Origin of the sequence: Leucobacter weissii (assembly GCF_017565745.1) — a bacterium.
Classification (GTDB): Bacteria; Actinomycetota; Actinomycetes; order Actinomycetales; family Microbacteriaceae; genus Leucobacter; species Leucobacter weissii.
Window position 1 is genome coordinate 39,446 of the sequence record NZ_JAGDYM010000004.1, and the last position, 26,281, is coordinate 65,726.

The 26,281-nt window shown below is 70.0% G+C and carries 28 protein-coding genes; 17 read left to right on the forward strand and 11 right to left on the reverse strand.

The window, feature by feature from the left end:
- The first annotated feature begins 90 nt into the window (after positions 1 to 90).
- From J4H92_RS02380 to J4H92_RS02395, 4 genes are all read left to right on the forward strand, one after another.
- Positions 91 to 432, forward strand: a complete 342-nt coding sequence (locus tag J4H92_RS02380; RefSeq protein ID WP_208095536.1) for a PadR family transcriptional regulator — start codon at positions 91 to 93, stop codon at positions 430 to 432.
- Positions 429 to 1,403 (forward strand): HAAS signaling domain-containing protein, encoded by a 975-nt coding sequence (locus tag J4H92_RS02385; protein WP_208095537.1) that lies wholly within the window; start codon positions 429 to 431, stop codon positions 1,401 to 1,403. Before J4H92_RS02380 ends, J4H92_RS02385 begins: the two co-directional genes overlap by 4 nt.
- Positions 1,400 to 2,179 (forward strand): LppA family lipoprotein, encoded by a 780-nt coding sequence (locus J4H92_RS02390; protein WP_208095539.1) that lies wholly within the window; start codon positions 1,400 to 1,402, stop codon positions 2,177 to 2,179. Before J4H92_RS02385 ends, J4H92_RS02390 begins: the two co-directional genes overlap by 4 nt.
- A 101-nt stretch (positions 2,180 to 2,280) precedes the next feature.
- Positions 2,281 to 3,144 carry a CPBP family intramembrane glutamic endopeptidase gene (locus tag J4H92_RS02395; protein WP_208095541.1) on the forward strand — a complete coding sequence of 288 codons (864 nt, stop codon included), beginning with the start codon at positions 2,281 to 2,283 and terminating at the stop codon, positions 3,142 to 3,144.
- 106 nt (positions 3,145 to 3,250) lie between these two features.
- Here the strand turns inward: J4H92_RS02395 and aroQ are convergent, their stop codons facing one another.
- Complete coding sequence (aroQ, locus tag J4H92_RS02400) at positions 3,251 to 3,706, reverse strand: type II 3-dehydroquinate dehydratase (RefSeq protein ID WP_208095543.1); 456 nt, start codon at positions 3,704 to 3,706, stop codon at positions 3,251 to 3,253.
- Positions 3,707 to 3,751: 45 nt separating this feature from the next.
- Here aroQ and trmB point away from each other — a divergent pair, with 45 nt between their 5' ends.
- Positions 3,752 to 4,471 (forward strand): tRNA (guanosine(46)-N7)-methyltransferase TrmB, encoded by a 720-nt coding sequence (trmB, locus tag J4H92_RS02405; protein WP_208095545.1) that lies wholly within the window; start codon positions 3,752 to 3,754, stop codon positions 4,469 to 4,471.
- 128 nt (positions 4,472 to 4,599) lie between these two features.
- Here the strand turns inward: trmB and J4H92_RS02410 are convergent, their stop codons facing one another.
- The 4 genes from J4H92_RS02410 to J4H92_RS02425 form a co-directional block, all read right to left on the reverse strand.
- Positions 4,600 to 5,178 (reverse strand): methylated-DNA--[protein]-cysteine S-methyltransferase, encoded by a 579-nt coding sequence (locus J4H92_RS02410; RefSeq protein WP_208095547.1) that lies wholly within the window; start codon positions 5,176 to 5,178, stop codon positions 4,600 to 4,602.
- On the reverse strand, positions 5,175 to 6,986 hold the full coding sequence (locus tag J4H92_RS02415) for a DNA-3-methyladenine glycosylase 2 family protein (RefSeq protein WP_208095549.1): 1,812 nt from the start codon (positions 6,984 to 6,986) through the stop codon (positions 5,175 to 5,177). Before J4H92_RS02415 ends, J4H92_RS02410 begins: the two co-directional genes overlap by 4 nt.
- A 197-nt stretch (positions 6,987 to 7,183) precedes the next feature.
- Positions 7,184 to 8,044 carry an inositol monophosphatase family protein gene (locus tag J4H92_RS02420; RefSeq protein WP_208095551.1) on the reverse strand — a complete coding sequence of 287 codons (861 nt, stop codon included), beginning with the start codon at positions 8,042 to 8,044 and terminating at the stop codon, positions 7,184 to 7,186.
- A 246-nt stretch (positions 8,045 to 8,290) separates the two neighbouring features.
- On the reverse strand, positions 8,291 to 9,517 hold the full coding sequence (locus J4H92_RS02425; protein WP_208095553.1) for an ammonium transporter: 1,227 nt from the start codon (positions 9,515 to 9,517) through the stop codon (positions 8,291 to 8,293).
- A 163-nt stretch (positions 9,518 to 9,680) separates the two neighbouring features.
- Between J4H92_RS02425 and J4H92_RS02430 the strand changes: the two genes are divergently transcribed.
- Genes J4H92_RS02430 through J4H92_RS02440 form a run of 3 tightly spaced genes read left to right on the forward strand, consistent with a single transcriptional unit; the run spans position 9,681 to position 11,697 of the window.
- On the forward strand, positions 9,681 to 10,301 hold the full coding sequence (locus J4H92_RS02430) for an SRPBCC family protein (protein WP_208095554.1): 621 nt from the start codon (positions 9,681 to 9,683) through the stop codon (positions 10,299 to 10,301).
- Positions 10,298 to 11,029, forward strand: a complete 732-nt coding sequence (locus J4H92_RS02435) for a DUF4166 domain-containing protein (protein WP_341782974.1) — start codon at positions 10,298 to 10,300, stop codon at positions 11,027 to 11,029. Before J4H92_RS02430 ends, J4H92_RS02435 begins: the two co-directional genes overlap by 4 nt.
- Positions 11,026 to 11,697, forward strand: a complete 672-nt coding sequence (locus J4H92_RS02440) for a DUF4166 domain-containing protein (RefSeq protein WP_208095555.1) — start codon at positions 11,026 to 11,028, stop codon at positions 11,695 to 11,697. Before J4H92_RS02435 ends, J4H92_RS02440 begins: the two co-directional genes overlap by 4 nt.
- Before the next feature lie 51 nt (positions 11,698 to 11,748).
- On the opposite strand, the gene J4H92_RS02445 is transcribed toward J4H92_RS02440, so the two are convergent.
- From J4H92_RS02445 to J4H92_RS02455, 3 genes are all read right to left on the reverse strand, one after another.
- Positions 11,749 to 12,237: a hypothetical protein gene (locus J4H92_RS02445; protein ID WP_208095558.1), complete on the reverse strand. Its 489-nt coding sequence runs from the start codon at positions 12,235 to 12,237 to the stop codon at positions 11,749 to 11,751.
- A gap of 91 nt (positions 12,238 to 12,328) precedes the next feature.
- Complete coding sequence (locus J4H92_RS02450; RefSeq protein WP_208095560.1) at positions 12,329 to 13,723, reverse strand: aspartate aminotransferase family protein; 1,395 nt, start codon at positions 13,721 to 13,723, stop codon at positions 12,329 to 12,331.
- Between the two features lie 2 nt (positions 13,724 to 13,725).
- A complete protein-coding gene (locus J4H92_RS02455; protein ID WP_208095562.1) occupies positions 13,726 to 14,193 on the reverse strand; it encodes an AsnC family transcriptional regulator in 468 nt (155 codons plus the stop codon).
- Positions 14,194 to 14,566: 373 nt separating this feature from the next.
- On the opposite strand from J4H92_RS02455, the gene J4H92_RS02460 reads away from it, so the two are divergent.
- From J4H92_RS02460 to smpB, 8 genes are all read left to right on the forward strand, one after another.
- Positions 14,567 to 15,766 (forward strand): extracellular solute-binding protein, encoded by a 1,200-nt coding sequence (locus J4H92_RS02460; protein WP_208095564.1) that lies wholly within the window; start codon positions 14,567 to 14,569, stop codon positions 15,764 to 15,766.
- 3 nt (positions 15,767 to 15,769) lie between these two features.
- The gene (locus tag J4H92_RS02465) at positions 15,770 to 16,960 is read left to right on the forward strand and encodes an ABC transporter ATP-binding protein (RefSeq protein WP_208095566.1); all 1,191 of its coding nucleotides are present in this window, start codon (positions 15,770 to 15,772) and stop codon (positions 16,958 to 16,960) included.
- Positions 16,961 to 16,972: 12 nt separating this feature from the next.
- Positions 16,973 to 17,833, forward strand: coding sequence for an ABC transporter permease (locus J4H92_RS02470; protein WP_208095567.1), 861 nt, complete (start codon positions 16,973 to 16,975; stop codon positions 17,831 to 17,833).
- The gene (locus tag J4H92_RS02475) at positions 17,830 to 18,633 is read left to right on the forward strand and encodes an ABC transporter permease subunit (RefSeq protein ID WP_208095569.1); all 804 of its coding nucleotides are present in this window, start codon (positions 17,830 to 17,832) and stop codon (positions 18,631 to 18,633) included. Before J4H92_RS02470 ends, J4H92_RS02475 begins: the two co-directional genes overlap by 4 nt.
- Positions 18,634 to 18,783: 150 nt before the next feature.
- Entirely contained in the window at positions 18,784 to 19,890 is a 1,107-nt protein-coding gene (gene prfB / locus J4H92_RS02480; protein WP_208095571.1) for a peptide chain release factor 2, read from the forward strand.
- An 82-nt stretch (positions 19,891 to 19,972) separates the two neighbouring features.
- Positions 19,973 to 21,106, forward strand: coding sequence for a cell division ATP-binding protein FtsE (ftsE, locus tag J4H92_RS02485; protein ID WP_208095574.1), 1,134 nt, complete (start codon positions 19,973 to 19,975; stop codon positions 21,104 to 21,106).
- A complete protein-coding gene (gene ftsX / locus J4H92_RS02490) occupies positions 21,103 to 22,017 on the forward strand; it encodes a permease-like cell division protein FtsX (protein WP_208095576.1) in 915 nt (304 codons plus the stop codon). Before ftsE ends, ftsX begins: the two co-directional genes overlap by 4 nt.
- A 196-nt stretch (positions 22,018 to 22,213) precedes the next feature.
- A complete protein-coding gene (gene smpB / locus J4H92_RS02495) occupies positions 22,214 to 22,690 on the forward strand; it encodes an SsrA-binding protein SmpB (RefSeq protein ID WP_208095578.1) in 477 nt (158 codons plus the stop codon).
- An 83-nt stretch (positions 22,691 to 22,773) separates the two neighbouring features.
- On the opposite strand, the gene rpsO is transcribed toward smpB, so the two are convergent.
- The 3 genes from rpsO to J4H92_RS02510 form a co-directional block, all read right to left on the reverse strand.
- Positions 22,774 to 23,043, reverse strand: coding sequence for a 30S ribosomal protein S15 (rpsO, locus tag J4H92_RS02500; RefSeq protein ID WP_208095580.1), 270 nt, complete (start codon positions 23,041 to 23,043; stop codon positions 22,774 to 22,776).
- A gap of 187 nt (positions 23,044 to 23,230) precedes the next feature.
- Complete coding sequence (locus J4H92_RS02505; RefSeq protein ID WP_208095582.1) at positions 23,231 to 24,586, reverse strand: NAD-dependent succinate-semialdehyde dehydrogenase; 1,356 nt, start codon at positions 24,584 to 24,586, stop codon at positions 23,231 to 23,233.
- A 159-nt stretch (positions 24,587 to 24,745) separates the two neighbouring features.
- Positions 24,746 to 25,957 (reverse strand): MFS transporter, encoded by a 1,212-nt coding sequence (locus tag J4H92_RS02510; RefSeq protein WP_208095584.1) that lies wholly within the window; start codon positions 25,955 to 25,957, stop codon positions 24,746 to 24,748.
- A gap of 156 nt (positions 25,958 to 26,113) precedes the next feature.
- Between J4H92_RS02510 and J4H92_RS02515 the strand changes: the two genes are divergently transcribed.
- Positions 26,114 to 26,278, forward strand: a complete 165-nt coding sequence (locus tag J4H92_RS02515) for a hypothetical protein (protein ID WP_208095586.1) — start codon at positions 26,114 to 26,116, stop codon at positions 26,276 to 26,278.
- Positions 26,279 to 26,281: the final 3 nt, after the last annotated feature.

A 26,281-nucleotide genomic window follows, 5' to 3' on the forward strand; every position in this document is an offset into this window, starting at 1 on the left:
CACTCGCCGCCCGCGCGTCTCGCCCGGCGCCTCGCCAGCAGTCGAGGTGTCATGCATTGCAATACTTGCAATGCAAGGTATAGTCGGAGTATGGACGAACCCGGTGACCGCATCGCGACGAACCTGCGCAAGGGCGTGCTGGAGTTCTGCGTCATCGCGCTGCTCGCGCGGCGGGACATGTACGGGCTCGAACTCGCGAACGAGCTGACGTCCCGCGGGCTGAGCGCGAGCGAGGGCAGCCTCTACCCGCTGCTCGCCCGCATGCGTGAGGCCGGAGCGGTCGAGACCCGGTGGGAGCACGCCGAGGGCGCCCGCGCCCGCAGGTACTACGCGGTCACGGCTGCGGGACTCGAGCAGCTCCGGGTCTTCGCAGGCGTCTGGAACGGCATCTCGGGCCAGGTGGACCGACTACTCGAGGAGGAATCACGATGAACGACCACTTGCCCGAGCAGGCCGACCACTACCTGCACAGGCTCGACCGCGTGCTGGCGGGAGCGCCGGCGGCGGTGCGCGAGGCCGCTCTCGACGATGTGCGCGCGCACATCGTCGACGCCCGCGACGAGGGGCGCCAGATCGACGAGATCCTGCGGGCGCTCGGGCCGGCGGATGCCGTGGCGCAGCAGTACCGCGACGAGCTCGCGCTGTCGGCCGACGCCGCGGTCGGCGAGGAGCGCGCGGCCAAGACGCTCGGCTGGGCCTCGGTGTTCATCGGGATGCTGACGGGCGTCTTCATCGCCTTCCTCCTGCCCTCCTACCGGATGGACGACGAGGGGCTCGCGTCGGACGAGGGCGGGGGGCTGCTGCCCACCACGCAGACGCTGGTCGAGCAGTACGGACCGGGCGCCGCCGTGCTCGCGCTCATCCCCGCGGTGCTCGCCGCGCTGCCGTTCGTGCTGCCCCGCTCCGCCCGGCGCCCGGTGGTATTCGCAGCCGCGATCGCGGTGACCGGACTCTGCGTCGTCGCGATCCTCTCGGTCGGCGGCTTCTACGCCCCGCTCGCCGCAGCGCTCTGGGCCGCCGCGATCGTGCCCTGGCGCGTCGGCCGCGGGCTGAACCTGACCGCCGCGCGGGGCTGGCGGATCCTGCTCGGCGTCGTGCTCGTCATTCCGGCCCTGCTGGCGATCGCGGGCCTCGCGAGCGGCGCGATCCTCTTCGCCTGGGGCACGGTCGCGGTGATCGGGCTCGTGATCGGGCTCGCGATCCTCTGCACGCTGGGGCTGCGCTGGGGCTACCTGCTCACCGCGGCGGTCGGCGCCGCGGTGATGGTCCTCACGCTGTTCGGCGAGAGTCTGCTGATGCTCCTCTTCTGGTGGATCGGCGGCGCCTATGCGGTCCTCGGGCTGGCCTGCTTCGTCGCCTCCGCGCCTCGCGCGCCGGTCGGTGCCGACGGGCGACGGCGATGAGCCGCGCGCCCGGGAGGGCCGCACGGGCCGCGACCGTGCTCCCGATCGCGCTGCTGCTCGCCCTGACGGCGGGATCATGCGCCTCCTCGCCCACCACGAGCTACCGGGACGAGGCGGGGCGGACGGTCACGGTCGACTGGGCCGACTACCCGGCGTCCGCCGGCATCGAGGCGGACGCGGTGCTCGCGAGCCCCACCGTCGAGGAGACCGAGGCGCGCGTGACCCCGCTCATGAACGATCTGAAAACGGCCATCGACGCCGAGCTCGACGGCGGCCCCGGGCCGTTCTCGTGGAGTCTGAGGCAGGATCCCGATGAGGGGAACTGGTTCCCGACGGGCGGGAACGGATACGGAGGGGGCTCGATGCTGCTCCTCTACAACTCGCCCGTCTGGCAGGCCGACGTCACGATCCCGGAGCACGACTGGGATCGGGTGCTCGACGCAGCCGAGGAAGTCGCCGAACGGCACGGCCTCCCGCGCCGAGCCGACGACTGCGACAGCACCCGAGAAGAGGACGCGTGCGATCCGGCGTGGGCCGGGTCGATGCGCTCGGCGACCTTTCACGGCACCGGGACGGAATGGCTGGACATCTCGGTCTTCGACCTGACCCTCGACGAGGGGCTGCGCCGGGACGCGGAGGAGTACGGTTGGCTGCCCGCCGGCATCGAACTGTTCGCCGGCGCCACCGCCGTGCGCGAGCGCGACCGCGACGAGTTCGTGCGCCGGGCCGCTCCGTTCGAGGGGCTGGCGCTCCCCGACGAGACGCATTCGGACTGAGACCGCCGCCGTGAGCGCAGCTCCGCCGAGAATCGCGCGCGGCGGCGGATCTGCGCTCATGGCGCCCTCGGCGGCGAGCAACCGCCAGATACCCTGGTCAGATGGAGACGCAGCGAACCGAGGCCCGTGTGCGACCCTGGGCGCTCGTCGCGGCGACGCTCACGATGCTGGCCGCACCGGCGTTCTTCGTCCTCGAGATCGTCTGGCTCGGGGCCGGTCTGCTCGTCGCCGGGCTCGCCATCGCCTTCGCCGCTGAGGGAGGCGGCGCGCTCCTGCGCCCGGGCGCGGAGGCGCGACGCACGCCGTCCCTGCTGCGCGATCTCTCCCTCGTGGCGATCGGGCTCGTGATCGTGCGCTCGATCCCGCTCGCCGCCGAGCTCGACAACTGGGCGATGGTGCGGTTCACGCTGGCGCTCGGCGGCGCGGTGCTCGTGCCCTACCTGGTCTCGCGGTTCGTCTACCGGGATCGCGCCACCTCCTTCCCGTGGCGGGGCGGCGGGCGCTGGGGCGCCTGGCACTGGACGTGGCTGGCGGCCGTCCTCGTGCTCGCCTGGGTGATCCTGCCCTTCTACTTCATCGCCTCGGGCGTCTACCAGAACTGGCCCGTCGTCGACACCCCGGATCTCATCGCCCGTCTCTTCGTCGGCGTCGGCGCGGTGGGCATCTGGGACGAGCTGTTCTTCATCTGCACCGTGTTCGCCGTGCTGCTGCGGCACTTCCCGGCGTGGCTCGCCAACCTGCTGCAGGCGATCGTGTTCGTCTCGTTCCTGTGGGAGCTCGGCTACCGGTCGTGGGGGCCGCTGCTCACGATCCCGTTCGCGCTCGCGCAGGGCTACATCTTCCTGCGCACGAAGTCGCTCGCCTACGTCGTGACCGTGCACCTGCTCTTCGACGCGGTGGTGTTCGCGGTGATCGTCCACGCGCACGATCCGAGCCTGTTCGACATCTTCCCGACGGCGCCGTGATGATGCGCACGGGCGTACCTCGAAACCGCGGTGGTTTCGGGGTGCGCCCGCGGCCTCGGGGCACGCTCGTCGCACGCCCGAAAGCGGCGGACGGGCGCGCGGAGGCTCAGCCGAGGATCGCGGCGAGGCGGCGCACCGCGAACTCGTAGCCCTGGATCCCCGCGCCCGCGATGACGAACGCCGCGACGGGCGAGATGTAGGAGCGGTGCCGGAACTCCTCGCGCGCGTGCACATTGCTCAGGTGCACCTCGGCCACGGGCAGGGCCACCCCCGAGAGCGCGTCGCGCAGCGCGATCGAGGTGTGCGTGAAGGCGCCCGGATTGATGACGATCGCCTCCGCCTCCGCCTCCGCGTCGGTGCCGGTGCGGGCGTCGTGGATGGCGTCGATCAGGACACCCTCGTGGTTGCTCTGCACGGCCCGCAGCTCGAAGCCGAGCCCGGCTGCGGTGCGCTCCGCGAGGGCGACGACGTCCTCCAGGGTGTCGCCGCCGTACACCTCGGGCTCGCGGCTGCCGAGCAGGTTGAGATTCGGGCCGTTCACCAGCAGGATCCGTCGCGTCATGCGCCCATCTTATTCAACTCGCCGTTCGCCCAGTAGGCTGGCCTGATGACCGAACCGCGCGTGTTCCGCGAGCGCCCGCTCTCGTTCGTGCGCCGCAGCGGACGCATGACCCCCTCGCAGGAGCGCGCGTGGGAGGAGCTCCGCCCCCGCTATCTGCTCGAGCTGCCGCGCGAACACGGGGTGACGAGCGTCGCCGAGGAGGCGAGGATCGATCCCGCCGAGGTGTTCGGCCGTGCGGCGCCGCTCACCGTGGAGATCGGATCGGGGCAGGGGCACGCGATCGTGCACGCCGCCGCCGAGCACCGGGATCGCGACTTCCTGGCGATCGAGGTCTTCCGCGCCGGCCTCGCCCGCACGATGATCCGCGCCGAATGGGCGGAGACGACGAACCTGCGCATGATCGAGGCGAACGCGCCCGAGGTGCTCGAGCGAGCGCTCCCGCCGGGCGCGGTCGACGAGCTCTGGGTGTTCTTCCCCGACCCCTGGGCGAAGTCGCGGCACACGAAGCGTCGCCTCGTCTCGGACGATTTCACCCGGGTGGCGGCGCGTGCGCTGCGGTCCGGGGGCGTGGTCCGGCTCGCGACCGACTGGGAGGACTACGCCGAGCAGATGCGCGAGGTGCTCGACGCCGCCGAGGGTTTCGAGCGCGACTTCGAGGGGGAGTGGGCGCCGAGGTTCGAGGGCCGCGCGCTGACCGCCTTCGAGCAGAAGGGCATCGATCAGGGGCGCGCGATCCGCGACCTCGCGTACCGCCGGGTTCCGTAGGGTGCTCGCGGAGCGGGGTCTTTCCCCAGCGTGAGGCGAGCGGAGCGCGGCCCACCGATTTTCCTCGCAGAGCAGGACCCCCGACGAGTCGCGGCCGATGCTCGGAAAACCGCTGGGCCGCGCCCCGCTCACCGCAAGGCGGTCCCACTCACCCCGCGCACGCCCTCGTGCGCGAGCAGGCGCCGCTTGAGCTCGGTGCCGAAGAGGTATCCGCCGAGCCCGCCGTCCGTGCGCACGATGCGGTGGCAGGGCACGATCAGCGGCACGAGGTTGTTCGCGCAGGCCGAGGCCGCGGCGCGCACCGCGGAGGGGCGCCCGGAGAGGGCGGCCAGCTCCGTGTAGCTGACGGTCCCGCCCGCGGGCACCCGGCGCAGGGCCTTCCACACCTCCCCGCGGAAGGGGGTCTCGGGCTGCGCGACCGGCAGCGCGTCGATCGCGTCGAGCTCGCCCGCAGCATAGGCGTGCAGCGCATCGGCGACGGCACGGACCGCGGCCTCGGTCGACTCCTCCGTCACTCCGCGCGCGGCCAGCGCCGGATCGAGCTGCGCCAGGCGCCGCTCGGGGTCGGCTTGGGCGTGCTCGGTGTGCCCGCGATCCGCGGAGACGAAGCCGGCGGCGCGGATCACGCCGTCCTCGGGGGTGACGAGCGTCTGGAAGACGGCGCCGGCGATGGTCGTGCTCGTGCGGACGAGGGGTGCTCGGGTCATGGGCGTGCTCCTGGTGCGTGTGTGGGGTGGGGAACGGATCGCGAGGCGGTCGCGGCGGCCTGGGCGGCGAGGAAGTCTGCCCACAGATGCTGGGTGGCGTAGCCGCGGAAGGGGCGCCAGGCCTCGGCCAGCGAGCGGGTCTCTCGATCCGTGCGCGCACCGAGGGCGCGGCGCAGGATCAGATCGCCCGCGGGGAAGGCGTCGGGGTCCCCGAGGGCGCGCATGGCGATGAGCTCGACCGACCACGGTCCGATGCCGCGGAGAGCGGCGAGTTCGGCGCGGGCGTGCCCGCGGTCGGCGCCCGGGCCGAGATCCAGCCCCGTCGCCAGTGCTCGAGCCACGTCCCGCAGCGTCTCAGCCCGCGCCCTCGTCAGCCCGAGACGCTCGCGGAGCTCGGCGGGGTCGGTGTCCGCGATCCCGGCCGCATCGGGCGCCGGACGGAACTCGGAGGCCGATCCCGGGGGAGGGGCGACGGAGAACGCCTCGGCGAGCCGACCCTGCAGCGTGCGCGCCGCGGCGAGGGAGACCTGCTGCCCGAGCACGGTGCCGAGCGCGAACTCCTGAGGGTTCCGGGCTCCGGGCAGGCGCAGGCCCGGTCGCCGGCTCAGGAGCGGGGCGAGCCGGGGATCGGGGCCGAGCGCCCCGCCGATCTGCGCGGGATCCGCATCGAGATCGAGCAGTCGGCGCACCGTCGCGATCGCGGGCATCGTGTCGGCGAGGATCGGAAGCGTCAGCGCGACCGGGATCGCGACCGTTCCCCGCTCCTCCCGGACCGCCTCCCACCCGATCTCGGCGGTCGCGGTGCCACCGGGCACATCGATCGCATGAGCGGTCGGGGCGAGCGGATCCGCTCCGACCGCGTCGCGACTGCGAATTGGAGCCGCGTCGCGACTGCGAGCTCGAGCAGCCTCGCGGCCGCGGCACTCGACCGCGTCGCGGCCGGGGATCGCGTGCGCGACGAGGAACGCCCGCATCCCCGCGACGTCGTAGGGCGCGCGGCCCCGGAGCTGCAGCGCGAGCCGGGGCCGCTCGTCCGAAGCGGGGTCGGCGGCCGAACCGCCCGGCGAGACGGACGTCCGGGCTCCGCGCCCGTTCCGCGGCAGTCGCGAGGGCGCGTCGCCGAATTCCTCCCGCATGGTGTCGCCGAACTGCCGCAGGCTGCCGAAGCCGGCGGCGAACGCGATGTCGGCGAGCGGCAGATCGGTCTGGTCGATGAGGGTGCGGGCGGCGTGCGCCCGCCGGGTTCGGGCGAGCTGCAACGGACTCGCGCCGACCTCGGCGATCAGCACCCGCCGCAGGTGCCGCTCGCTGACCGCGAGCTCGCGCGCCAATCCGGTGACGCCGACGGAGTCGACGGCTCCGTCGCGGATGCGGCGCACCGCTCGGGCGGCGAGGTCGCCGCGGGCGTCCCAGTCGCGGGTGCCGGGGATCGCGTCCGGGCGGCAGCGCTTGCAGGCCCGGAATCCCGCGGCGACGCAGGCCGCGGCGCTCGCGAAGAAGCGGCAGTTCTGCGGTTTGGGCTTGCGGGCGGGGCACGAGGGGCGGCAGTAGATCCGGGTGCTCGAGACGCCCAGGAAGACGCGGCCGTCCCAGCGTGGATCGCGCCCGGCGATCGCCCGATAGCAGACGTCGAAGTCGAGCGGGAACGAGGCTCCGGGGGTGCCATCGAGCGGGAGCGAGGCTCCGGGGGTGCTGTCGAGCGGGAGCGAGGCTCCGGGGTCGCCGTCGTGCTCCGGTGTGACCTGCGTGGCGCCGGCGGCGCCGCTGGGAGGCGACGCGGGGGGCGTTCGGGTCTGGGCGGGGCGCATGCTTCGATTCTGACGTACTCCCCGGAATGGGGCACGCGGTTTTCGGACACCGAGGTGGCGGTTCAGGCGCGCCCGGATCCGAAGCCAGCGGCGGATAGGGCGGAGCTTTGCAGCTCGGGCTGAGGAGAACGGCCGAAGCGACCCTCCCGAGCTGCGATTTCCTCCCGAAGCGCAGGGGAGGCGCGCCGCGGCGGCCTTCAGAGCGCCGCGTAGGCCTCCGTGATCGCGCTGCGCAGATCCTCTGCGAGTCTCGGGGCGCCGCCGATGAGCAGCGGCTCGCCCGGCGCGGTCGCGTCGTCGCGGCCGAGGATCAGCGCGCCCGCCTCGCGGGCGATGAGTGCGCCGGCCGCATAGTCCCAGGGCTGCAGGCCGCGCTCGTAATAGGCGTCGAGGCGCCCGGCCGCCAGCAGGCAGAGATCCGTGGCGGCGGAGCCGATGCGTCGGATGTCGCGCACGCGCGGGATCAGCCGCCGCACGACCTCCGCCTGCTCGGTGCGGCGGTCGACGGTGTATCCGAATCCGGTGCCCACGAGCGCCTGCGAGAGCTCGACCTCGTCCGGGCCGGTGAGCGCAGTGCCGTCGAGCCGGGCGCCGCCGCCCTGCCACGCGGTGAAGAGCTCGTCGGTGACCGGCAGGTAGACGGCGCCGGCGACCGCGCGGCGTCCGTCTGCCATGCCGCCGCGCCTCGGTTCCGGCGCGGAGGCATCCTCGACCGTCGCAGCCACGCTCACCGCGTAGGCGGGTAGCCCGTAGAGGTAGTTGACCGTGCCGTCGATCGGGTCCACCACCCAGGTGATGCCGGTCGATCCCGCGACGCTGGCGCCCTCTTCGCCGAGGATGCCGTCGTCCGGTCGGAGCTCGCGCAGCCCCTCGACCAGCAGCCGCTCCGCCTCGCGGTCGGCGGCGGTCACCACGTCGGTGATGCTCGACTTCGTCGCGGCCACGGCGACGCCCGCGTCGCGCAGCGAGCGGACCACGCCGCCGACGCTCCGCGCGAGCGACGCCGCGGTGTCGGCGAGAGAGGCGAGTGCTTCCGGGGCGAGTGTGGAATCCGTCACGCTCAGAGCCTATCCAAGGATCCTGCGGCCCGCCTGTCCGGTGAGCCGCGTGGATCCGGTGGCGAGAAGCGCCCTCCGCGACGAGGATGATGCTCCGCACCCGTTGCGGAGGGGGCTTCTCGCGCCAGAGTGCCAGTGTCGTGGAGCAACGCGTGGCGGGACACGCGGGATGCGCGGGCGGCAAAAGGGCGGGGCGGGTTCGGCCATCGGCGCCCGAACCCGCCCCGGTCTGGGGGTCGAGGGGAGTTACCTCGCGGAGGGGAGGCTCGCCTCCGCCGGCTCGACCAGGGCATACGCCTCTTCGCCGTGGGCGACCGAGTCGATGCCGGTCTCCTCGACCTCGCTCGGGACGCGCAGGCCGGTGAGGGCCTTGACGCCCAGCGCGATGAGCAGGGAGACGACGAAGGAGTAGATCAGCACTCCGAAGGAGGCGATCGCCTGCACCAGCAGCAGTCCGCCGTTGCCGCCGGTGAAGAGACCGTCGTCGAAGGCGAAGAAGCCGAGGTAGAGCGAGCCGATGAGCCCGGCGACCAGGTGCAGGCCGACCACGTCGAGCGAGTCGTCGTAGCCGAGACGGTACTTCAGGTCGATGGCGAGGGCGCAGGCGGCGCCGGCGATGAGGCCCAGCAGCAGAGCCCACAGCGGGGAGAGGTTCGCGGCGGAGGGCGTGATGGCGACGAGGCCGCCCACCGCACCGGAGGCGGCTCCGACGACGCCCGGCTTCTTCCCGCGCAGCACGTCGGTGATGATCCAGCCCAGGATCGCGGCGGCCGGAGCGGCGAGCGTGTTCACCAGGATCAGGCCGGCCTCGCCGACCTCGGTCGCGAGCCCGCCGTTGAAGCCGATCCAGCCGAACCACAGCAGGGCGGCGCCGATGGTCACGAGCGGCACGCTGTGCGGCTTGTGCGAACCCGGGGCGAAGCCGACGCGCTTCCCGGCGACGATGGCGAGGGCGAGGGCCGCGGCGCCCGCGTTGATGTGGATCGCCGTGCCGCCGGCGAGGTCGATCACCTCGGGCGTGCCGAGCCAGGTGCCGAGCTGCATGATCCAGCCGCCGCCCCAGACCCACGCGGCCACCGGGAAGTAGACGAGCGTCGCCCAGACGCCGGCGAACAGCACCCACGAGCCGAGACCGACGCGATCGGCGATCGCGCCCGAGATCAGGGCGGTCGTGATCATCGCGAAGACGGCGCCGAAGCCGACGCCGATGAAGGTCGCCGGGTCAGTCTCGATGAGCCCGAAGTCCTTGAAGGGGTTGCCGGCGAAGCCGCTCTCGCCGTCGGCGAAGTAGCTCATGCTGTAGCCGAAGAGGATCCAGAGCACCCCGACGACGCCCATGGCGCTGACGCTGAAGAGCATCATGTTGACGACCGATCGCACCCGTACGAGTCCGCCGTAGAAGAGCGCGAGGCCCGGGGTCATGATCAGTACGAGCGCCGCGCTCGCGAGTGTCCAGACATCTGTGGCTTCCATGATGGTGCCATCCTTTCTCCCGTGCCGAGCCGGGGGTTTGTCCTGCCCTGTCAGTCTGCGGGGTCGGTGTTTCGGGAACGTTGCGCGGCGATGTCCCTGCCGTAACCGTTCGCGCACGCTCTCGTTTCGGCGACGGCGCTCTCCACGCGCGTAGACTCGACGCATGGGCCGGGCACGGGATCGCGCGTTGTACGTCGAGATCGACATTCGCGCCCCGATGGAGACGGTGTGGAGCCTCACCCAGGATCCCGTGCTGCACGCGCGCTGGGACGCCCGGTTCAGCCGGATCGTGCCGACGGGCCTGCGCGACGACGGCGCGCAGGAGTTCCGCTACGAACTCGGCCTGGGCGTGCACACGATCCGGGGGACGGGCGTCTCGCTGGGGGAGCGGCGCGGTGCGCGGGGGTCACGCACCTCGGCGCTGGTCTTCGACACGGACGATCGCCTCTCCCCGCTCGGCCGCGGTCGCGGCTACTGGCGCTACCTGCCGACGGAGGGCGGGGTGCGGTTCATCACGGGATACGACTACGAGCCGGGCTGGGGGCCGCTCGGTCGCCTGCTCGACCCCCTGCTCACCCGACGGCTGGTCTGGCGGCTCACGGCCTGGAGCTTCGACCGGCTGCGGCTCTGGGCCGAGCAGGGCGTCGCGCCCGAGCGCGTGCGCTGGTGGCGTCTCGCGGGGCCCCGCGCGCGAGCGGGCCGCTGCCGCTCCCGGCCGCAGCGGGGCGGATCCGCGAGCGTGATGGACGACGCGCCCGACTCGCTGGGAGCGCTGGAGCGGTGAGCGGTGGGTGCCCCCGCGCCGCGCCGGTCGGATCCGCCGGGTCGGCCGGATCCGCCGGGGTGTTCCGGCGCGCCATGGGAGGCGACTTCGAGCGGCTGCATCCGCAGCTGCAGCGTCGTTTCGGCGTGGGCGTCTCGGCCGGCTACGGCTGCGTCGGGCGCGGGGTCATGCGGGAGCTGCGGCGCGGCCCCTGGTGGGTCCGGCCGTTCCTCGCGTTCGGCGCGACCCGCAACATCATGTTCCCCGAGCGCGGCCGCGACGTGCCGTTCCAGATCGACAACCACCCCTACGTCGACGGCTTCGGACGTGAGACCGTCACCTTCGTCCGCACGATGGAGGTGCGGCGCGGCCGCAGGCGGCGCTTCGACGCGACGATGATCTTCAGCGAGACCCGGGGCGGCATCGTCGACTATCTCGGGACCCATCAGCATCTCGCCGTCGATCTCAGCCTGGAGGCCACGGCCGAGGGCGCGCTGCGGCTGACCTCGGGCGAGCAGCGCTTCTACGCCGGCCCGCTCGGCTTCCGCTTCCCGCTGCTGCTCAGCGGGAGCGCGACCCTGCTCGAGCGCTATGACGACGAGCGGGAGTGCTTCGTCGTCGATCTCGAGGTGCGCAACCGTGTGCTCGGGCTGCTCTTCGGATACCGGGGCGAGTTCGTCTGCGAGTATCCTCCCGGTTCCGTCGCGCCGGTGACGGTGCGGCCGTATCGCGAGGAGATCAGGGAGTGACGGGGCGGGGATCCGTGCTCCTCGCCGCGCTCGGGGAGCGCGCGCGGCGTTTGAGCCCCGAGATGCTCGCCTACGTCTCCGGCCCGCCGGATCCGTCGGGCTGGGGCGTCGGTCGGGGCGAGTTCGAGATCGCGGGCAGCCGTTTCGGCCCGCTGCTGCGACTGGCCCGGCCGATCCTCGGCCCCGGAATGCTCGTCACGCGCCGGGAGCGGCGGGTTCCGTTCACGGTCGTCGACCGGCCCTGGAGCTCCGGCGACGGCGAGCCCGCACTCGCCACGGGGCGGGTGTTCGGATTCCGGGGCGGATCGCAGCGCTTCATCGACGTGCTGCTGACCGGCCCCGAACCGGGTGCGCTTCGGAACGTCCTCGGGGCCCGCGGCCGGGTCGAGCTTCTCCTCGACTGCGGCGTCGACGCCGAGGGCCGGCTGATCCTGCGATCGCGTTCGATGCGGCTCAGGATCGGCCGGAGACGCCTGCGCCTCCCGCGCCTGCTCGGGATCGCCGCCGAGTCGGCGACCGGCTTCGACGCCGAACGGCAGTGCTACACGATCTCCGCGCGGGCCCGCCATCCCGTGCTCGGCACCGTGCTCGAGTACCGCGGCGACTTTGCCTACGAGCATCTGCCGGGTCCGGCGGGGTGCCACTCGCCCGAGCAGACCGCCGCCTAGCGTCCCGCACCGCGGGCGCACCGGAGCGCGTGCAGACTTCGGCGACGTGCCCTAGTAGGGCAGGGCCGTCGCGAGCCAGCCGCCGAGCGTGCCGAACAGCATCGAGGCGAGGGAGAGCGCGCCCGAGACGAGCGAGCCGATCGCGGTCCAGCGGAGTCTCGGCGCCGAGCGCTGCAGCACGCCGCCGATCGCGAGGCCGATCGCGACGAGGACCACCAGGAACTGCAGTCCCGTGAGCGATCCCGCGACGAGCGAGTAGTCCCCGATGATCGCCGCCTGCCGGTAGAGCAGCGGGGCGAGGAGACTCAGGAACGAGAGGAGTGCGAGGAGCGACAGCGCCGCGATGCCGAGGCCGTTGACCCCGCCGCGCGCGGTGAGCGTCGGCGCGGCGCTCGCCGGAGCCGGGAGGGGCGCCTGCGCCGGGGACGCGATTGCGCCCGGCGCAGGATCGTAGGCGGGTGCGGCGTACCGGGGAGGCGGATCGCCGTGCGGGGGCGTCTGCGCGGGCTCGGGGCTGGGGGCGGGATCCGTGGAGGTCATATGCGGAGCCTAACGGATCGTGCCGGAGACGGGAACGGCCCCTCCGCCGGGGCGGAGGGGCCGTTCGAGAGCCGGCGGCGCGAGAGGGCCCTCAGATCTTCGAGGAGGCGTCCTTCAGCACGCTGCGCAGGATGCCGCCGATCTCGGCGAACTCGGCCTTGCCGATGGTCAGCGGCGGCGCGAGCTGGATCACGGGGTCGCCGCGATCGTCGGCGCGGCAGTAGAGGCCGGCGTCCCACAGCGCGGGGGAGAGGTAATCGCGCAGCAGGCGGTTCGACTCCTCCTCGTTGAAGGTCTCCTTCGTCGCCTTGTCCTTCACCAGCTCGATCCCGAAGAAGTAGCCCTCTCCGCGCACGTCGCCGACGATGTCGATGTCGAGCAGCTTCTCGAGCTCGGCGCGGAACAGCGGGCTGTTCTCGCGCACGCTGCCGTTGAGATCCTCCTCCTCGAAGATGTCGAGGTTGGCGAGCGCCGCTGCCGCGGCGGCGGGGTGGCCCGCGAAGGTGAAGCCGTGGTAGAAGGTGTTCTCGGTCGAGTTGAACGGCTCCGAGACCTTGTCGGACACGATCATGGCGCCCAGCGGCACGTAGCCGGAGGTGATGCCCTTCGCCGAGGTGATGATGTCGGGCTCGTAGCCGAGCGCCTTCGAGGCGAAGAAGTCGCCGATGCGGCCGTATGCGCAGATGACCTCATCGCTGACGAGCAGCACGTCGTACTCGTCCGCGATCTCGCGCACGCGCTTGAAGTAGCCGGGGGGAGGCGGGAAGCAGCCGCCCGAGTTCTGCACCGGCTCGAGGAAGATCGCGGCCACGGTCTCGGGGCCCTCGAACAGGATGGCCTCCTCGATGCGGTTCGCGGCCCACTGGCCGAAGGCCTCGAGGTCGTCCGACGGGGCGCCCATCTCCTCGGCGCGGTAGAAGTTCGTGTTGGGCACGCGGTGACCGCCAGGGGTCAGCGGCTCGTAGAACTTCTTCATGTCGGGGATGCCCGTGATGGCGAGGGCGCCCTGCGGGGTGCCGTGATAGGCGACCGAGCGCGAGATCACCTTGTGCTTCATCGGCTGGCCCTTGATCTTCCAGTAGTGCTTGGCCAGCTTGAAGGCCGACTCGACGGCCTCGCCGCCGCCGGTCGTGAAGAACACCTTGTTCATCTCGCCGGGGGCGTAGCCCGCGAGGCGCTCGGAGAGCTCGATCGCGGCCGGATGGGCGTAGGACCAGAGCGGCATGAAGTCGAGCTGCTGCATCTGCTTGGCGGCGGCCTCGACGATGCGCTGGCGGCCGTGGCCCGCGTTGACCACGAAGAGGCCCGCGAGGCCGTCGATGTACTGCTTGCCCGCGGCGTCGTAGATGTGGTGGCCCTCGCCGCGCACGATGACGGGGATGCCGTCGTCGAGCACCTTGCGGTTGGTGAAGTGGGGCCACATGTGGCGCTTGGCCGAGGCCTGGAGTGCGGCGGTGTCCACCGCTGCGGTCGGATCGTAGGACATGGTTATCGTGTTCCCCAGTCGTATTTCTGTTTCTTGAGTTGGAGGTAGAGAAAGGTCTCGGTCGCGGCGACGCCGTCGAGTTCGCGGATCCGCTGGTTCAGCAGTTCGATGAGCGCGTCGTCGTCGGCGCAGACGATCTCGGCGAGGATGTCGAACGACCCGGCGCTGAGCACGACGTAGGTGACCTCGGGCAGCTCGGTGAGGCGGTCGGCGACGACCCTGGTGTCGCCGGAGACCCGGATGCCGAGCATCGCCTGGCGGTTGAAGCCCAGGCGCATCGGATCGGTCACCGCGACGATCTGCATCACTCCGGCCTCCGTGAGCTTCTGCACGCGCTGGCGCACGGCGGCCTCGCTGAGGCCGACCGCCTTGCCGATCTCGGCGTACGAACGCCGACCGTCGAGCTGGAGTTGCTCGATGATCGCCTTCGACGTCGCGTCGAGCGTCGTCGTGTTCCGGATGGTGCTCACGCTATCGATACTGACACTAAAGAAAGGAAAAAGCAAAGGAATCAGTGGTTTGTGATGTTGGATCCTGATGATTTCATGATTATCGCCCGGGAATCAGGTGTCCGAGGCGGTTCGGAGCCTGGGCCGGCCGCGCGCCGCGACGCGCGGAAGCGACCCGGCGGCGACGGAATCCGTCGCGCTTCCGCCGGGGCGCGACGGATCCGGCATCGGGGATTTCGCTTCTGTAACTGTTTCGTGTCGAAAATACGCTCGCGCGTCGGTGAGGTTGTGATGCGCGCTCCGTCTGCGCCATACTCGTGTTCATCGACTCCGGCGATGACGCCCCCGGCGAGTGGCAGGTAGTCGTACCGTCCGATCGAGCAAGGAGTCACTCGTGGTTCGTCCCTCTCCCGAAGATCCCATCGTCAGCGGTCTGGTCGACCTGATCCGCCGGCAGCAGGTCAGCCGCAGGCAGTTGTTCCGCGGCGCGGCGGTCGGCGCGGCCGGCGCCGGAACGCTGGCGCTCTCCGCCTGCGGGGGCGGAAGCGGCGGGAGCGGCGACACCCTCATCTGGGGCAACTGGACCTATTACCTCGATTTCGACGAGGAGACCTCGACGAATCCGACCCTCGAGGCGTTCATCGAGCAGGCCGGTTTCAACGTCAACTACGTCGAGGACATCGACGACAACAACACGTTCTACGGCAAGATCAAGGATGCGCTGCAACTCGATCAGTTCGTCGGGTACGACGTGATCACGATGACGGACTGGATGAACGCGCGCCTCATCGATGCGGGACAGGTGCAGGAGTTCGACTACGCCAATCTCGGGAACGTGGAGAGCAACCTGCTCGAATCGGAGTGGGAGGCGCTCGCGGAGGATCCGGGGCGCAAGTTCTCGATTCCCTGGCAGCTGCCCACCACGGGCTGGGCCTGGAACAAGGAGGCGCTGCCCGGCGGTCTGCACACGCTCGACGATCTGCTGAAGCCCGAGCTGAAAGGCAAGGTGCAGGTGCTCAGCGAGTTCCGCGACACGATCGGCCTGATCCTGTCCGGCCAGGGCGTCGATCCCAGCAGCGATTGGGGCGATGCGGAGTTCGACCGTGCGATGGAGTGGCTGACCGATGCCCTGGACAGCGGCCAGATCAACAACGTCAAGGGCAACGATTACACGCAGGATCTCGAGACCGGCACGATGCTCGCCGGTTTCGTGTGGACCGGTGACGTGGTCATGATGAACAAGGAGCTCGATGACCAGTGGGGCGTCGAGCTTCCCGAGACCGGCGGCATGGTGGCGCGTGATTCGTTCACGGTTCCCAACGGCACCTCGGCCGAGAACAAGGAGCGGGTCGAGCAGCTCATCGACTACTACTACCAGCCGGAGGTCGCCGCGGAGGTCGCCGCCTATGTGGCCTACGTCTGCCCGGTGCAGGGGGCGCAGGAGGCGATGCAGGACATCGATCCCGATCAGGTGAACAACCCGGCGATCTTCCCCACCGAGGAGGACTGGACGAAGCTGCGTCCGTTCCGCATCCTCACCGCCGAAGAGGACAACCGCTACTCGACCGCCTTCCAGCAGGCGCTGGGACTGTAGCAGATGGTTGCCACGTCTTCGTTCGCCGAGGCCGGCGCCGACCTCGAACTCGTCGGTGTGCAGAAGCGCTACCCCGGCTTCACCGCGGTGGAGCAGCTCGACCTCCGCATTCCCGCCGGTTCGTTCTTCGCGCTGCTCGGTCCCTCGGGCTGCGGCAAGACCACGACGCTGCGCATGGTCGCCGGCCTCGAGGATCCGACGCAGGGGAAGATCCTCATCGGCGGGACGGATGTGACCCAGCACAAGCCGCACCGGCGCCCCGTCAACACGGTGTTCCAGTCGTACGCCCTGTTCCCGCACATGACCGTGCTCGAGAACGTGGCCTTCGGCCTGCGCCGCCGCAAGATAGACGACCCGGTCGGCAAGGCGCACGAGGCGCTGCGCCTGGTGGAACTCGATCACGTGTCGGATCGGAAGCCCGCCCAGCTCTCCGGCGGACAGCAGCAGCGCGTGGCGCTCGCCCGCGCGGTGGTGAACCGACCGGCGCTCCTGCTGCTCGACGAGCCGCTCGGCGCGCTCGACCTCAAGCTCCGCCGTCAGATGCAGCACGAGTTGAAGCAGATCCAGCAGGATGTCGGACTGACCTTCCTGCACGTCACCCACGACCAGGAGGAGGCCATGACCATGGCCGACACCGTCGCGGTGATGAACAAGGGACGCATCGAGCAGCTGGGCGCGCCCGAGGAGCTCTACGAGCTGCCGAAGACGGTGTTCGTCGCCAACTTCCTCGGCAAGTCCAACCTGTTCGAGGTGCAGGTCGTGAGCGGCACCGACCGGGTGATCCACACGGAATCGGTCAACGGCACCCGTGTCACGGTGTCCCGCTCGCGCACCGAGCGCGACGCCGGGTCGATCACGGTGGGCGTGCGCCCCGAGAAGCTGCGATTGCACAGCGAGGCGCCCGCCGAGACGAGCGAGCGGAACGTCCTCGGACCGGGCCGGATCACCGACGTCTCGTTCATCGGCGTCAGCACCGAGTACACGGTCGAGGTGCCGGGTCTCGGCGAGGTCGAGGTGTTCTCTCAGAACGTCGAGGCCGGACCCGCGGCGCAGCTCGGAGACGAGGTGTGGCTGAGCTGGTACGTCGACCACACCTTCGGCCTCGCGGACGACCCGGTCGCGCCCGCCGGGGTCGCCGCGGACTTCTCCACGCAGGCGATCGCCGCCCAGGCGGCGCACGCCGGGCAAGAGTAGAAGGGCGGGAGCATGGCTTTCACCGCATTCTCGGCCGCGACCAAGGCGGTCGACCAGGCGCCGAAGAAGAGGGGCTGGATAGCGCTGCTGCTGCTCGCCCCCGGGGTGCTGTACATGCTGCTCTTCTTCGTGACGCCGTTCATCCAGCTCGCGCTCACGTCGCTGCAGGCGCCCGCCGAGGGGGGCGGCATCGGGCAGTACGTCGCCGCGGTGCAGTTCTCCAACTACTGGGCCGCGCTCGAAGTGTACTGGCCGCATCTTCTCCGTTCCTTCGTCTACGCGATCATCGCGACCGTCGTCGGGCTGCTCATCAGCTACCCGCTCGCCTATCTGATCGGGGTGCGGGTGCGGGACAAGCCGATGCTCCAGGGCATTCTGCTGATCCTCGTCATCGCCCCCTTCTTCATCAGCTTCCTGCTGCGGACGCTGGCGTGGAAGTCCATTCTGCCGACCGAGTTCATCGGCACCGACGGATCGGTCGTCTTCGGGCTGATCTACAACTTCATCCCGTTCATGGTGCTGCCGATGTTCGCCTCGCTTCAAGCGCTGGACCTGCGCTTGGTCGAGGCGGGGACCGACCTGTACGCCTCCCCCTTCGCCGTCTTCCGCAAGGTGACGCTGCCGCTTTCCATGCCCGGGGTGGTGTCGGGCACGCTCCTGAGCTTCATCCCGATGTCGGGCGACTACATCAACGCCTCGCGTCAGTTCCTCGGCAGCACCGACACGCAGATGATCGGCAACGTGATCGAGTCCAACTTCCTGCAGACGCAGAACTATCCGCTGGCCGCGGGGCTGTCGATCATGCTGATGCTCATCATCCTGGTGATGATCGTGGTCTATGTGCGCCGGAGCGGGACGGAGGATCTGCTGTGAGGAAGTTCAGCCTGGGCAAGGCCTTCGTGCCGGTGGTCAGCATCATCGTGCTGATCTACCTGCTGCTGCCGATCGCCAACGTGATCCTCTTCTCGTTCAACGAGCGACGCGGTCGCAACAACATCTCGTGGAACGGCTTCACGTTCGACAACTGGATGAACATCTGCGGCGCGCCCGACGTGTGCACGGCCTTCGGCAACAGCATCCTCGTCGGCGTCGTCTCGACAGCGGTCGCCACGGTGCTCGGCACGCTGATCGCCATCGCGCTCGTGCGATACCGCTTCAAGTTCCGCAGCACCGTGTCGCTGTTGCTCTTCACCCCGATGGCCACACCCGAAGTGGTGCTCGGAGCGGGTCTCGCCTACCAGTTCCTCACCATGGGCGTGCAGAAGGGCATCGGAACGATCATCCTGGCGCACATCATGTTCTGCATCTCCTACGTGGTCGTGGCGGTGAAGGCGCGGGTGGCGAGTTTGAACCCGGCCGTCGAGGAGGCCGGGCGCGATCTCTACGCTTCGCCCTTCCAGGTCTTCTTCCGGATCACGCTGCCGATGCTGATGCCCGGCATCATCGGTGCGGCGCTGCTCAGCTTCGCGCTCTCCTTCGACGACTTCATCATCACCAACTTCAACTCGGGAGCCGTCAGCACCTTCCCGAAGTTCATCTACACGGCCGCGGCGAAGGGCGTTCCGGCGCAGGCGAACGTGCTCGCGTCGATCGTGTTCATCGGCGCGCTCCTGCTGGTGATCATCGTGCAGATGGTGAACATCAACAAGCGGAGGCGAATGGCGCAGGCGTGACCGAAGCGAAAAGCATCGCTTTTCGCCCACGCCCGCGCTGCGGCCACTGCCGCAGGGCGTGACCGAAGCGAAGAGCATCGCTTTTCGCCGGCGCCGCCGCATCGAAAGGGTGAGGGCGGTCCCGTCCGGACCCGGTAGGCTTGGGGGATCATGCTCGATCTCGATTTCAGCGGCCGCATCTCGGCCGTGCGCGCCACGTTCTCCGACATCGCCGCGGTGCTGGATCTGCCGAAGCTCGAGCGAGAGATCGGCGAGCTCGAGGAACAGGCCGTGGCGCCCGGCCTGTGGGACGATCCGGAGGCGGCGCAGCGCGTCACCAGCGGCCTGAGCCATCGCAAGTCGCGGGTGGCCAAGCTGCGCGGCGTCGAATCGCGCCTGGACGACCTCGAGGTGCTCATCGAGCTGGCCGAAGAGGCGGACGACGAGGCCTCTGCGGAGGAGGCCCGGCGCGAGCTCGCCGATCTCGAGACGCTGGTCGGCGACCTCGAGGTGCAGACGATGCTCTCGGGGGAGTACGACGAGCGCGCCGCGGTCATCACGATCCGTTCCGGCGCCGGCGGCGACGACGCGACGGACTTCGCGGAGATGCTGCTGCGCATGTACCTGCGCTGGGCCGAGCAGCACGACTACCCGACCAAGGTTCTCGACACCAGCTATGCGGAGGGCGCGGGGATCAAGTCGGCGACCTTCGAGGTGGACGCGCCCTACGCCTTCGGCACGCTCTCCGTCGAGGCCGGCACCCATCGGCTGGCGCGGATCAGCCCCTTCGGCTCGGCCGACAAGCGGCAGACCAGCTTCGCCGGCGTCGAGGTGATCCCCCTGCTCGAGGAGGCGACGGAGGTCGAGGTCCCCGAGACCGACATCCGGGTCGACGTCTACCGCTCCAGCGGCCCGGGCGGCCAGTCCGTCAATACGACCGACTCGGCGGTGCGGATCACGCACCTGCCGACCGGGATCGTCGTCTCGATGCAGAACGAGAAGAGCCAGATCCAGAACCGCGCCGCGGCGATGCGGGTGCTGCAGACCCGCCTGCTCCTGCTGCAGCGCGAGGAGGAGGCCGCGAAGAAGAAGGAGCTGGCCGGGTCGATCACCGCGAGCTGGGGCGACCAGATCCGCTCCTACTTCCTCTACGGGCAGCAGCTGGTGAAGGATCTGCGCACCGGGCACGAGTCCTCGCAGCCCGACGCGGTCTTCGACGGCGACCTCGACGGGTTCATCGCCGCGGGGATACGCTGGCGCTCGCTGAAGAAGGACTGATCCGTCCCGAAGCTGGGAACCCGCGGCACGCCCGCGAGTCGCGGCCCCGGGCTCCGCGCCCCGGCGTAAGGTCGAACGCGTCATGATCCTCTTCGAAGACGTCACCAAGAAATATCGCGGCACGCAGCGCCCCGCGCTCGACGGCGTCAGCATGAACGTCGAACGCGGCGAGTTCGTGTTCATCGTCGGGGCGTCCGGCTCGGGCAAGTCGACCTGCTTGCGGCTGATCCTGCGCGAGGAGTCGCAGAGCCAGGGCGAGCTGCACGTCCTCGGACAGGATCTCAGCAGGATCTCGACCCGCAAGGTTCCCTACTTCCGGCGCAATCTCGGCGTCGTGTTCCAGGACTTCCGCCTGCTCACCAACAAGACGGTCTACGACAACGTCGCCTTCTCCCTCCAGGTGATCGGCAAGTCCCGCGGCTTCATCCAGGAGGCCGTGCCCGATACCCTGCGCATGGTGGGGCTCGAGGGCAAGGCGAAGCGCTACCCGCACGAGCTCTCCGGCGGCGAGCAGCAGCGCGTCGGCATCGCGCGCGCGATCGTCAACAAGCCGGCGATCCTGCTCGCCGACGAGCCCACCGGCAACCTCGACCCCGCCACGAGCCTGGGGATCATGCAACTCCTGCGGGCCATCAACGCCTCGGGCACGACGGTCGTGATGGCGACGCACGAGGCGACCTTCGTCGACATCATGCAGCAGCGGGTGATCGAGCTGTCGCAGGGCGTGGTCGTGCGCGACGAGCAGAGCGGCGGATACGGCGACACGGCCTCCATCCCCGCGGCGGATCTCACCGAGGCCGGCGTGCAGGTGCTCCGTGCGAGCGAGGAGGTGGTGCGCGCCACCCTGACCCAGGAGCTGGGCGCGGCGGAGCGGGCGCGAGCCGAGTCGTCCCGTTCCGCGGGGAGCGCGGACGCGCCCCGGGCCGGGGCCGTCGACGACCCGGCGGATCCGGAGCCGACTGCGCCGCCCGAACCGGCGGCACCGGCGGAAGCCGGGCCCGAGGGGGTCGCGGGAGAGTCGGCCGGGCCGGCGCCCGAGCGCCCGCCGAGCGCGGAGGACGACGATCCTCCGCGGGACGACGGCCGGCGCGCTGATCGGTCGGCCGGGGACGGCATCGACCCCGTGACCCTCGCCACGCAGGACCGCAGCCTGGCGGAACGACTCGGACTCGATCCCGCCTCGGACGATCAGACGGATGTGGGGCCCGTGCGATGAGACTCGGACTGGTACTGGGAGAGGTCTGGAACGGGCTGCGCCGCAATCTCTCCGTGGTGATCTCGGTGATCCTGGTCACCTTCGTGTCGCTCACCTTCGTCGGCGCCGCGATCCTCATGCAGCTGCAGGTGCAGCAGATGAAGACGTTCTGGTACGACCGCGCGCAGGTGGCGATCTATCTGTGCACGGAGTTCGACCAGAGCGCCACCTGCCCGGGCGAGGATGTGAACGAGGAGCAGATCGCCGCCATCGAGGAGGCGCTGCAGTCGGATACGCTCGCGCCGTACCTCGAGGACTTCTTCTTCGTGGACCACGATCAGGCCTACGAGGAGTTCACGAAGCAGTTCGAGGGCAACCCGATCGTCGACATCACCTCTCCCGAGCAGTTGAATCAGACGTTCTGGGTCAAGCTGCAGGACCCGTCCCAGTCGGCCATCATCCAGGAGACGTTCACCGACGTCCCCGGGGTGCAGAGCGTCTCGGACCAGCGGAGTCTGCTCGACCGGATCTTCCTCCTGCTCGGTGTGGCCAGTTATACGGCCATCGCGATCGCCAGCCTCATGCTCGTGGCCGCGATGCTGCTGATCTCCACGACGATCAGGCTCTCGGCCTACTCCCGTCGGCGCGAGATCGGGATCATGCGCCTGGTGGGGGCGTCGAACCGCTTCATCCAGACGCCGTTCATCATCGAGGGCATCATCGCGGCGCTCGTCGGCGCGCTGCTCGCGGGAGGCGCGTCGGTCGCGGTGGTCAAGTTCTTCGTGCAGGACTATCTCTCGTCGAACGTCCCCTTCACGAGCTACATCACGGTGGAGCAGTCCCTCGTCGTGCCGCCCATCCTGCTCGTGGTCGGCGTGGTGCTGTCGGCGATCGCGGCGAAGATCGCGATCACGAGGTACCTGCGCGTCTGACCGCGCGCAACTCGTCATCGGCCCGCCGCCAGACGGCGCCGGGGAACGCGGGTGGTCGTCATGCGGCGTGACACCGTGCAGAAGCGCCCCGCGAGGCGGTTCGCATCTCGTCCGACGCTCTGATGACCCGGGAAGGGGCGAGGTCGCGACGGGCTGCGATACGATGGTTCTTTGCGCACGAGGAGGGAGGCGGACCATGCCACGCGAAACCGGAGAGCAACTGATCGCCTCCAACAAGAAGGCGCGCCACGACTATCACATCCTCGACACCTACGAGGCCGGGATGGTGCTGACCGGCAGCGAGGTGAAGTCGCTGCGGATGGGACGGGCCTCTCTCGTCGACGGCTACGTGTTCATCGAGAACGGCGAGGCCTGGCTCGACGCCGCCTACATACCCGAGTATCTGAACGGGTCCTGGACGAATCATGCGCCCCGCCGCAAGCGCAAGCTGCTGCTCCATCGCCAGCAGATCGACAAGCTCTTCCAGAAGACCCGCGAGGGCGGCATGACGATCGTGCCGCTCAGGCTCTACTTCCGCGACGGCCGTGCGAAGGTCGAGATCGCGCTCGCGAAGGGCAAGCGCGAGTACGACAAGCGGCAGACGCTGCGGGAGCAGCAGGATCGGCGCGAGGCCGAGCGCGCGATCGCCTCCCGGCGCCGACTGGGGGAGTGACGCTCGTCGAGGAGCGCCGCCGGGCAGACGAAAGCGCCCCTGCCTGAACGGCGAGGGGCGCTAACGCGGTGGTCGGTGTGCGCCTATCGGCGCAAACCCAGGCGCTCGATGAGCGCGCGGTACCGATTGATGTCGATCTCCTGCAGGTAGCCGAGCAGGCGGCGGCGCTGGCCGACGAGCAGCAGCAGACCGCGACGGGAGTGGTGGTCGTGCTTGTGGTCCTTCAGGTGCTCGGTGAGATCCTTGATGCGCTGGGTCAGCAGCGCGACCTGCACCTCGGGGGAACCGGTATCACCGGGTGTGGTCGCGTACTCTTCGATGATCGCCTTCTTGGCTTCTGCGTTCAGTGCCATGGGGCTCCCCTTTCGTGTTGCTGCGCGGCGTCGGGAACCCGATGTTCCGACTCTCTCGATCCGCGGCCGTTCGACGGCAACCTGTCCATCCTAGCACTGGTGAGGTGGAGAGCGAAACGGCCCCGGGGATCCTCCCCGGGGCCGCACCCGTGTCGCCGCTCTGCGGTGTTCGCCGCGAGCTCCGGTATTACTTCTCGGCGAAGCGGAAGAGCTTCTTGTTGGCGAACTCGAGGAGGCCGACCTTGCCGAGCTCTCGCCCGTAGCCCGACTTCTTGACGCCGCCGAAGGGCACGTCCGCGCCCTCGAGGCCGGCGGCGCCGATGAACACCATGCCCACGTCGAGCTGGGTGCCGACCCGCTCGGCGCGCTCGAGATCATCGCTGATGATGACGGAGCCGAGGCCGTAGGGCGAGGAGTTGGCCAGCTCGATGGCCTCCTCATCGCTGGAGACCTTGTAGAGCTGCGCGACCGGGCCGAACAGCTCCTGGCTGTAGACGTCCATCGACGGGGTGACCCCGCCGATCACGGTCGGGGTGTAGACGTTCCCGTCGGGCTCGCCGCCGCCCACGAGCACCTCGGCGCCCTGCTCGATCGCGCCCTGCACCTGCGAGCTCAGGGTCTTGGTCGCGCCGGCGGAGGAGAGGGGGCCGAAATCTGCGCCGTAGCTCTGACCGCCGATGGCCTCGAGGAACTTCTTCGAGAACTCGTCGTAGTACTTGTCGAGCACCACGATGCGCTTCGAGCCGTTGCACGCCTGTCCGGTGTTCTCCATGCGTCCGCCGACCGCGTGCTCGACCGCGTGGTCGAGGTCGTCGGTATCGAGCACGAGGAACACGTCGGAGCCGCCCAGCTCGAGCACGCACTTCTTGAGGTGCTTGCCGGCCTGCTCGGCAACGATCGCGCCGGCGCGCTCCGAGCCGGTCAGCGAGACGCCCTGCACGCGGTCATCCGCGATGATGTCGGCGATCTGATCGTGGGTGGCGAACACGTTCACGTATGCGCCCTCGGGGAACCCGGCGTCTCGGAACAGCTTCTCGAGCGCGAGCGCGGACTCGGGGCACTGAGCGGCGTGCTTCAGGACCACGGTGTTGCCGAGGATCAGGTTCGGCACCGCGAAGCGGGCGACCTGGTAGTACGGGTAGTTCCACGGCATGATGCCGAGGATCACGCCGATGCCCTGGAAACGGAAGAAGGTCTTCAGCCCGTCCTCGACCTCCAGGTGCTCGTCGGCGAGCCACTTCTCCGCGTTCTGCGCGAAGGCCGCGGTGATGGCGCCCGAGAACTCCGCCTCGCCCACGGACTGGTCGAGCGGCTTGCCCATCTCGCGGTTGATGATCGCGCCGAGTTCGTCCTTGCGCTCTTCGAACAGCTCCGCGGCGCGCTGCGCGAGGGCGGCGCGCTCGGCGACGGTGGTGGTGCGCGACCACTCGGAGTAGGTCTTCTGCGTCGAGGCGAGCGCGGCCTCGATCTCCTCGGAGGTGGCATCGGGGTACTCGGCGAGGGTCTCGCCGGTAGCCGGATTGATGACGGCGAACGTAGCCATGGGGACGTGCTCCTTCTGAACGGCGTTGTTGGGGTCGAAGCCAGTCTGGCACACCTCGCGGCGCAACTCTATCTTTTCGAAAAACCTCCGGCTGATTCACACCTGCAGGCGAAATCGCCCGTGTGCTTAGGTGAAATCGACGGAATCGGTCGGGCTGAATCACCCCTGATGGGGCAGCTGGATCGGCGCGGTATCGGGGATCGGCGTCGCATCGCGCCCGCGCAGGTCGGGCAGCCAGGGCACGCTGATCGCGGCGGTGACCGCCGTGATGACCAGCAGCAGCGCCGACACCGCGATCCCGCCGTTGCCCCCGGCCACGTCGATCGCGACTCCGGCGAGGGCGGACCCCATGGCGACGCCGACGAGCATGCCGGTTCCGACCCAGCCGTAGGCCTCGGCGGTCTCCGAGAACTTGACCGTGGCGCTGACCGACGAGTACAGCGCGGCGAAGAACGGCGCGACCCCGATGCCGCCGACGAAGAGGGCCGCGGCCAGCCAGTAGGGGTCGGAGCTGAGCAGGCAGAGCGCCGTCCCGACCAGCACGATGACGGAGCGCCAGAACATCGACCATCTGCGCACGGCGCGGTGCCCGAGGAGCAGGCCGCCGAGGATGGATCCCACCGAGAAGATCGCGAGCAGGATGCCGGATTCGATCCCGCCGTGCCCGAAGGCGGCGACGATGCCCGCCTCGAGCGCGGCGAAGGACGCCACGAAGAAGAAGTTCCCGATGGTCGCGATGAGCACGGTGGGCTGCGCGAGGACCGCGCCGAAGCGCCGGCGCGCCGGCGGGATCTGCACGCGGCCGATCTCGGGGCTGTAGGTGAACCACAGTCCGCCGCCGAGCATGAACAGCGCGGCGAGCAGCAGGCCCCACACGGTGCTGAGCTGCCCCGAGACGAACACCGCGACCACGGGGCCGATGACCCAGATGATCTCCTGGGCCGAGGCGTCGAGCGAGAAGAGCGCCGACACCTGCTTGCCGGGCACCAGCTTCGGATAGACCGTTCTGACGGCCGGGGTGACCGGGGGCGTCGTCAGGCCGAGCGCGAAGGCGAGGGGGGTGAGCACGACGAGGGGGAGCTGCGTCAGTGCCAGGGTGGTGAGCAGCGCCGTGCATACGATCGAGGTGGTCAGGAGCACGGGGCGCATGCCCAGTCGGCCCATCAGGCGCCCGGCGAGCGGACCCGAGATGGCCTGCCCGATGCTCTGCGCGGCGAGGACGATGCCCGCCGCGGTGTAGTTGCCGTAGGCGAGCTGGATGTGCAGCAGCACGATGATGGACAGCATGCCGAACGGGAACCTCGCGGTCAGCTGCGCGAGGAGGATCCGATAGACGCCCGGGTTGCGCCCCAGGTCCCGATAGATGCCCACCAGCAGAGTCTAGCCTCGGATTCCGCAACTTTCGAGCTGGATCTGCAAGGAATCAGTGGCGATTCCCGCGATTCACGAATGCGATGGACCGCTCGCGGTTCGACCCGTTCGGCCCGCGGTCTTGGTCGCGGGGCTCGGCGGGGTTACCGTTGAACCATGGAGAACGGAACCGAGCGGGAAGAGCAGGAGGCGGAGCTCGCCGCCGACCTCGAGGAGATCTGGCAGCAGGAGTCGCCGCAGACGGCGAAGCGCACCGAGTTCGCCGATCAGGTGGACGGCGAGCTCGGCACCCGCGAGGGCGCCGAGGCCGACGAGGACTGATCC